The 8,233-nt window shown below is 72.4% G+C and carries 6 protein-coding genes; all 6 read left to right on the plus strand.

Annotation, left to right across the window (positions count from 1 at the left end; genetic code table 11):
• Positions 1 to 370 precede the first annotated feature (370 nt).
• Entirely contained in the window at positions 371 to 1,156 is a 786-nt protein-coding gene (locus IEZ01_RS33120; protein WP_019891701.1) for an SDR family NAD(P)-dependent oxidoreductase, read from the plus strand.
• An 80-nt stretch (positions 1,157 to 1,236) separates the two neighbouring features.
• Positions 1,237 to 1,827 carry a sigma-70 family RNA polymerase sigma factor gene (locus IEZ01_RS33125; RefSeq protein WP_019891702.1) on the plus strand — a complete coding sequence of 197 codons (591 nt, stop codon included), beginning with the start codon at positions 1,237 to 1,239 and terminating at the stop codon, positions 1,825 to 1,827.
• Positions 1,827 to 3,038, plus strand: coding sequence for an MFS transporter (locus IEZ01_RS33130; protein WP_019891703.1), 1,212 nt, complete (start codon positions 1,827 to 1,829; stop codon positions 3,036 to 3,038). Before IEZ01_RS33125 ends, IEZ01_RS33130 begins: the two co-directional genes overlap by 1 nt.
• A 246-nt stretch (positions 3,039 to 3,284) precedes the next feature.
• Positions 3,285 to 4,970, plus strand: a complete 1,686-nt coding sequence (locus IEZ01_RS33135; RefSeq protein ID WP_189205469.1) for an FAD-binding oxidoreductase — start codon at positions 3,285 to 3,287, stop codon at positions 4,968 to 4,970.
• A 150-nt stretch (positions 4,971 to 5,120) separates the two neighbouring features.
• Positions 5,121 to 6,497: a phosphomannomutase/phosphoglucomutase gene (locus IEZ01_RS33140; RefSeq protein WP_189205471.1), complete on the plus strand. Its 1,377-nt coding sequence runs from the start codon at positions 5,121 to 5,123 to the stop codon at positions 6,495 to 6,497.
• A 426-nt stretch (positions 6,498 to 6,923) separates the two neighbouring features.
• Positions 6,924 to 8,120: a non-hydrolyzing UDP-N-acetylglucosamine 2-epimerase gene (gene wecB / locus IEZ01_RS33145; protein WP_189205473.1), complete on the plus strand. Its 1,197-nt coding sequence runs from the start codon at positions 6,924 to 6,926 to the stop codon at positions 8,118 to 8,120.
• The last annotated feature ends 113 nt before the right edge of the window (positions 8,121 to 8,233 follow it).

Raw genomic sequence — 8,233 nt, forward strand, 5'->3', positions numbered from 1 at the left:
ACGGCGTCGGACTCGCCGTCCTCATCAACGCCGCCATCGTCCTCGCCGGCACCCTCCTCACCGCACTCTTCCTGCGCGGCAAGGAGAAGCCGGCCCTCAGCTAGCCGGCCCACAACCAGCCGGCCATCGAGCCAGCCGGCCTCCGGTCCCTTCCCCGGGGCCCGGCAACCCCCTCCGGCGGCGCGCCCGCCCCACCCCCCTGGGCGGGTGCGCCGCCGGACCCCCTCGCACCCCCCCCCGCGCCCCACCCAGTACCGCCCGCGCCCCACCCGTAGGGCCGCAACACCCCGTACGGCCCAAGGGCGCCCGTAGGTGCTGAACCGTTTGGCCTCTGTACCACTCCACTGCGCACCACAAGGGAATTTCGCTCATGGACCTGACCCTCGACGGCAAGGTTTTCCTGGTCACCGGCGCCTCCGCCGGTATCGGCGAGGCCACCACCCGGCTGCTGGCCGCCGAAGGCGCCCACGTCGTCGGTGTCGCCCGCAAGCCCGACGCGCTGGCCGCGCTCGGCGACCGCGTCACGCCGCTGGCCGCCGACGTCACCGACCCCGGCGCCGCCGGCCGTATCGTCGAAGCGACCCTCGAGCGCCACGGCCGCCTCGACGGCCTGGTCAACAACGTCGGCGGACTTACCTCCCGTACCTCCTTCCTCGACGTCACCGACGAGCAGTGGAAGGCCACCTTCGAGCTGAACTTCCACTCCCTGGTCCGCGTCACCCGCGCCGCCCTGCCCGCCCTCCTGGAGAGCGGCGACGCGGCCATCGTGCACCTGGCCAGCGAAGCGGCCCGCTTCCCCGACGCCCCCCTCGTCGACTACGCCGCCACCAAGACCGCCCTGCTGTCGCTGTCGAAATCGCTGGCCGCCGAGTTCTCCCCCCGCGGGGTGCGCTCCAACATCGTCTCCCCGGGCCCCACCCGCACCGCCCTGTTCGACGCCCCCGGCGGCTTCGCCGAACAGCTCGCCGCCCGCTTCGACATGTCCGCCGACGACGCCGTCGACCACTTCGTGCGCACCGTGCGCGCCCTGCCCACCGGCCGTATCGGCACACCCGACGACGTCGCCCGCGTCATCGCCTACCTGCTCTCCCCGCTCGCCAGGCAGGTCACCGGCGCCGAATGGGCCGTCGACGGCGGCGCCCTGCGCCAGATCTGACCCCGCCCCCCTTCTTCCCGCCCCTCTCCTGCTTCGGGCCGCCTCGGCGGGCACGCATCCCGGCCGCAAAGGACACCCCTGTGACGACACACCCCACCCCGGTTGGAGAAACACCCCAGCAGCGCGCCCAGCGGTTCGAACGCGACGCACTCGCCCACCGCGGCCGGATGTACGCCGAGGCCCTGCGCCTGACCCGCAACCCCGCCGACGCCGAAGACCTCCTGCAGGACACCTACGCCAGCGCCTTCCGCAGCTTCCACCAGTTCGCCCCCGGCACCAACCTGCGGGCCTGGCTCTACCGCATCCTGAAGAACACCCACATCAACGCCTACCGCAAACGCAAGGCCGAACCGCCCCACGCCTCCCTGCGCGACGTCGAGGACTGGCAGCTCGCCCGCGCCGCCTCCCACACCTCCACCGGCCTGCCCTCCGCCGAATCCCAGGTCCTGGACGCCATGGCCGACCCCGACGTCAGCCACGCCCTGGCCCACATACCCGACGACTTCCGCACCGTCGTCCTCCTCGCCGACGTCGAAGGCCTGCAGTACAGCGAGATCGCCCACCTCATCGGCGTACCGCACGGCACCGTCAACTCCCGCCTGCACCGCGGCCGGCGCCGCCTGCGCACCCTGCTCAAGGACCACCCCACCCGGCGCCGGGAGACCCGCTGATGCCCCCCGCGCTCATCGCGCTCGCCCTGGGCGCGTTCGGGATCGGCACCACCGAATTCGTCATCGTCGGCCTGCTGCCCGAAGTCGCCGCCGACCTCTCCGTCTCCATCCCCGCCGCCGGCATGCTGGTCACCGGCTACGCCCTGGCCGTCGTCGTCGGCGCCCCGCTGATGACCGCGGCCGGCTCCCGCCTGCCCCGCAAGACCATGCTGGCCGTGCTGATGAGCGTCTTCATCGCCGGCAACCTGCTGTGCGCCCTGGCCGAGAGCTACCCGCTGCTCATGGCCGGCCGGCTCATCGCCGCCCTCACCCACGGCGCGTTCTTCGGCATCGGCTCCGTCGTGGCCGCCGGCCTGGTCGCCCCCGACAAACGCGCCGGCGCCATCGCCCTGATGTTCACCGGCCTGACCGTCGCCAACGTCCTCGGCGTCCCCATGGGCACCTTCCTCGGCCAGCACTTCGGCTGGCGCTCCACCTTCTGGGCCGTCACCGCCTTCGGCCTCGTCAGCCTCGCCGGCGTCCTGTCCCTCGTACCCCGCCAGCCCCCCGAGAGCGCGGGCCTGCGCGGCGAACTCGCCGTCTTCAAACGCGGCCAGGTCTGGCTCGCCCTTGCCACCACCACCCTCGGCTTCGCCGGCGTGTTCGCCTCCTTCACCTACATCGCCCCGATGATGACCGACGTCGCCGGCTTCTCCGCCTCCGCCGTCACCTGGCTCCTGGTCCTCTTCGGCGCCGGACTGTGCGTCGGCAACGTCGTGGGCGGCAAGATGGCCGACCGCAGCCTCATGCCCAGCCTCTACGCCATCCTCGCCGCCCTCGCCGCCGTCCTTGCGGTGTTCGTGTTCACCGCCCGCGCCCCGCTGCCAGCCGCCCTCACCCTGGCCGTCTTCGGCGCCGTCGGCTTCGCCACCGTCCCCCCGCTGCAGATGCGCGTCATGCAGAAAGCCGAAGGCGCCCCCGCCCTCGCCTCCGCCGCCAACATCGCCGCCTTCAACCTCGGCAACGCGCTCGGCGCCTGGCTCGGCGGACTGGCCATCGACCACCACCTCGGCTACACCGCACCCAACTGGATCGGCGCCCTGCTCACCACCGCCGGACTGGCCACCGCCCTGCTCTCCGGCCTCCTGGAGCGCCGCCACCGCCGACGGCCCGCACCGCCGGCCCCCCAGACGGCCCCGCCCGCCGCGGACCGGCCCCCCGCCGCCGTCTGAACAAGCCCCCACCCCCCACCCCCCACCCCCGCACCACCGCGCACCACCCCGTACGACCGAGTCACGTCCGCGTACCACCCGCGCCCGGGCCTGTCGGCCCCCATGGACCGGCCCCCGGGCGCACCCGCACGCCCGCACACCACCGCACGCCCGTGTGCCCGCGTGTCCGCACCGGGCGCGCGATGCGGGGGTGCCTGCTACCGGCCCCAACTCCGTACATCCATCACAGAATCCGAGGTATCGACGATGAGCGGTATCGACCGCCGTACCGTCCTGGGCCGCACCGCCGCGGTCGCCGGCACCGCGCTCGCCGCGGGAGCCCTGGCCCCCGCCGCCCGCGCCGCCGCCCCCGCCCAGCCCTCCAGCACCGCGGCGGCCGCTGCTGCCACCGGCGCCACCATCCGGCCCGGCGATGCGCGCTACGCGGGCCTGACCACCGGCAACAACCAGCGCTTCGTCGCCAAGCCCGACTACATCAAGATGATCCGCTCCGCCAAGGACGCCGAACGCGCCCTGCAAGCCGCCTTCAAGGCCGGCAAGCGTGTCGCCGTACGCTCCGGCGGCCACTGCTTCGCCGACTTCGCCGCCAACGCCGACATCGAGGTCATCCTCGACTTCTCCGAGATGACCCACGTCGGCTACGACGAGACCCGCCGCGCCTTCGTCGTCGAGCCCGGCGCCCGCCTCATCAACGTCTACGAAGCCCTCTACAAGGGCTGGGGCGTGACCATACCCGGCGGCATCTGCTACAGCGTCGGCGCCGGCGGCCACATAGCCGGCGGCGGCTACGGCCTGCTCTCCCGCGCCCACGGCCTGGTCTCCGACCACCTGTACGCGGTCGAGGTCGTCACCGTCGACGCCTCCGGCCGCGCCCGCACCATCGTCGCCACCCGCGAGAAGAACGACCCGCACCGCGAGCTGTGGTGGGCCCACACCGGCGGGGGAGGCGGCAACTTCGGCCTGGTCACCCGCTACTGGTTCCGCTCCCCGGGCGCGCGCGGCACCAACCCCGCCGACCAGCTCGTCTCCCCGCCCTCCACCGTCCTGGTCTCCGCGGTCGACCTGCCCTGGGACCAGCTGGACGAGGCCACCTTCACCCGCCTGCTGAAGAACTTCGGCGCCTGGCACGAGACCCACAGCGCCCCCGACTCGCCCTACCGGCACCTCTCCAGCCTGTTCAACGTCAGCTCCAAGGCCCACGGCAGCCTGGGCATGTTCACCCAGGTCGACGCCACAGTCCCCGGCGCCGAGAAGCTCCTGGACGACTACATGGCCGCCATCCTCGCCGGCACCAAGGTCACCCCCCGCGCCCTGACCCGCGCCAACGGCGAACTGCCCGCCATGCCGCAGCTGGCCGCCCCCCAGCACCTGCCCTGGCTCCAGGCCACCCGCCTGGTCGGCACCAACAACCCCACCATCACCAACCCCACCTCCCGCGGCGCCCACAAGTCCGCCTACATGCGCACCAACTTCACCGACCACCAGGTCGCCGCCATGTACCGGCACCTGACCCGCCCCGACTTCCACAACCCCGACACGATGATCGTGCTGTTCTCCTTCGGCGGCCAGGTCAACGCGCTCGCCCCCGACGCCACCGCCAACGCCCAGCGCAGCTCGGTGTTCAAGATGTGCTTCCAGACCTTCTGGGCCGACAAGGACGAGGACGCCTTCTACCTCGGCTGGGCCCGCGGCATCTACGAGGACTTCTTCGCCAAGACCGGCGGCGTGCCCGTCATCGACGACACCACCGACGGCTGCTACATCAACTACCCCGACACCGACGTCGCCGACCCGCGCCGCAACCGCTCCGGCGTCCCGTGGACCACCCTCTACTACAAGGACAACTACCCCCGCCTGCAGCAGGTCAAGAAGGCCTACGACCCCACCGACTACTTCCGCCACTCCCTGTCGGTGAAGCTGCCCCGCCGCTGAACCGGCCACCGGCCGCCCGGGCGCGGCCCCCGCACACCCGCGGGGGCCGCGCCCACCCCCATATCCCCCTCCACTCCACACCCGCACCCCGCACGCACCTGACCGACCCGCACCCGCTCCCGCTTCCGGGACGACCAGAAGGACACGCCCATGCCCGCAAGCCCGCCCGGCCGACCGGACCTGTCACACATCGTCAAGGCCTACGACATCCGCGGCACCGTCCCCGACCAGTGGGACAGGCCCCTGGCCGAACTCTTCGGCGCCGCGTTCGCCAAGGTCACCGGCGCCGACGCCATCGTCATCGGCTACGACATGCGGCCCACCTCACCGGCCCTGGCCCAGGCCTTCGCCCAGGGCGCCGCGCTGTACGGCACCGCGGTCACCGACATCGGGCTCGCCTCCACCGACCAGCTCTACTACGCCTCCGGCCACCTGAACCTGCCCGGCGCGATGTTCACCGCCTCCCACAACCCCGCCCAGTACAACGGCATCAAGCTGTGCCGCGCCGGCGCCGCCCCCATCGGCCAGGACACCGGCCTCGCCGACATCCGCGCCCTGGTCGAACAGTGGGCCGCCGACGGCCCCCCGCCCTCCTTCACCTCCGTCGGCACCATCCGCCGCCGTGACGTCCTGGCCGACTACGCGGCCCATCTGAAGTCGCTGGTGGACGTGGCGTCGATCCGGCCGCTGAAGGTCGTCGTCGACGCCGGCAACGGCATGGGCGGCCACACCGTCCCCACCGTCTTCGAAAACCTCCCGCTCGACGTGGTGCCGATGTACTTCGAGCTGGACGGCACCTTCCCGAACCACGAGGCGAACCCGCTGGACCCGAAGAACATCACCGACCTGCAGGCCCGCGTCCGCGCCGAAGGCGCCGACCTCGGCCTGGCCTTCGACGGCGACGCGGACCGCTGCTTCGTCGTCGACGAGCGCGGCGAGCCGGTCTCCCCGTCCGCGATCACCGCCCTGGTCGCCGCCCGCGAGCTGGCCAAGCACCCCGGCGCCACGGTCATCCACAACCTGATCACCTCCTGGTCGGTCCCCGAGGTCGTACGGGACATGGGCGGCGTCCCGGTCCGCACCCGGGTGGGGCACTCCTTCATCAAGGAGGAAATGGCCCGCACCGGCGCCGTCTTCGGCGGCGAACACTCCGCGCACTACTACTTCCGCGATTTCTGGAACGCCGACACCGGCATGCTCGCGGCCCTGCACGTCCTGGCCGCCCTCGGCGGCCAGCAGGGCCCGCTCTCCGAGCTCGTCGCCTCCTACGACCGCTATCCGGCCTCCGGCGAGATCAACTCCACCGTCGACGACCAGAGCGCCCGTATGGCGGCGGTCCGCGCCGCCTTCGAAAGCCGGCCCGGCGTTTCGATCGACACCCTCGACGGCCTCACCGTCACCGCCCCGACCTGGTGGTTCAACCTCCGCGCCTCCAACACCGAACCACTGCTGCGCCTGAACGCCGAAGCCCGCGACGAGGCCACCGTGGCCGCTGTACGCGACGAGGTCCTCGCCCTGCTGCACTGACCCGTCAAGGGCCCTCCAAGGCCCTCACACGGCCCCCTGACAGGGCCGCGCACCCCTGACGAAGCCCCCGGCCGCACCCGCGGCACGGGGGCTTCGTGCTGCCCGCCCACACCCCCGCCCCGCCCCGCGGACCCAGCTGTGCAGGCGGGTGTGCAAGTGATCCTGCACAGCGTTGACGCACATCTATCTCACGGGAAAGATATCTATCAGCGAGAGGGGCAAGGGAGCCCAACACCAGCCCCCCGCAAAGGACTTCAGAACCACCCCGCGTATCCCGCCAGCCGCCCCGCCCGGGGCCGGCGCCCATCAGGCGGCCACCGCACGCGCCCCACCTACGCGCCACTCATCACGCGCCACGCATCACGCGCATCACCGCCACTTCGGCCATCGAGGCCCTCCCCACCCAGAAGAATGCGAGACCTTCCCATGCGCTCTGTCGCCGTCGTCCTCGGTACCCGCCCCGAGGCCATCAAGTTCGCCCCGGTCATCCGCGCCCTGCAGGACGACCCGCGCTTCGACCCGGTCGTCATCTCCACCGGCCAGCACCGTCAGATGCTCGACGAGACCCTCGACGCCTTCGGTCTCAAGCCGGACATCGACCTGGAGATCATGGCCCCCAAGCAGACCCTCTCCCAGGTCACCTACCGCTCCCTGCGGGGCCTGGGGGAGCACTTCAAGGACACCGCCGCCGAGGCCGTCCTCGTCCACGGCGACACCGCCACCACCCTGGCCGCCGCCCTGTCCGGCTTCCACCACCGCATCCCCGTCATCCACGTCGAGGCCGGACTGCGCAGCGGCCACCTCGGCTCCCCCTTCCCCGAGGAGGGCAACCGCCGCCTGGTCGCCCAGGTCGCCGCCCTGCACCTCGCGCCGACCCCGGGAAACCTCGCCAACCTGCTGCGTGAGGGCATCGACCAGGACACCGTCGTCGTCACCGGCAACACCGTCATCGACGCCCTGCAGTGGGCCTGCGACCAGTCCGACACCTACGGCGTTGCGGCCATCGAGGACCTCGACACCGACCCGCGCCGCGTCATCCTCGCCTCCGCGCACCGCCGGGAGGCCTGGCCGCACCTGCCGGACATCGCCGCCGCCCTCGCCGAGATCGCCGACGAGCCCGACACCCGCGTCGTGGTCCCCCTGCACCGCAACCCCGTGGTCCGCGAGGCGATGCTCCCGGTCATCGGCAGGCACCCGAACATAACGGTCGTCGACCCGCTGCCCTACCTGTCCTTCTCCAAGCTCATGCGCCGCGCCGACATCATCGTCTCCGACTCCAGCGGCTCCCAGGAGGAAGGCCCCGCCCTCGGCAAGCCCACCCTCGTCCTGGGCGACGTCACCGAACGCTCCGAGGCCGTCGTCGCCGGCACCGCCCGCCTGGTCGGCACCACCACCGCCGGCATCGTCGACGCCACCACCGAACTCCTGCGCAACCCCGCCTCCTACCTGCGCATGGCCACCGCCGCCAACCCCTACGGAGACGGCCGCGCCACCGCCCGCACGGTGGCCGCCATCGCCCACTACTTCGGCGACGGCCCGGCCCCCGAGCAGTTCGTCCCCGCCACCCCCGTCGACGAGCTCTCCGTCGAGCTGGCCCGCACCTCCGCCTACGCGAGGACCTGATGACCACCCACCACACCCGCCCGCTGGCCTTCACCGGCCCGGCCGTCCAGGCATCCGTCGTCCGCCACGCCAAGAACTACCTCATCGGCCCCGAAGCCATCGTCATCAACCCC

The sequence above is a fragment of the Streptomyces purpureus genome, from assembly GCF_014648195.1.
GTDB classification, from domain to species: Bacteria; Actinomycetota; Actinomycetes; order Streptomycetales; family Streptomycetaceae; genus Streptomyces; species Streptomyces purpureus.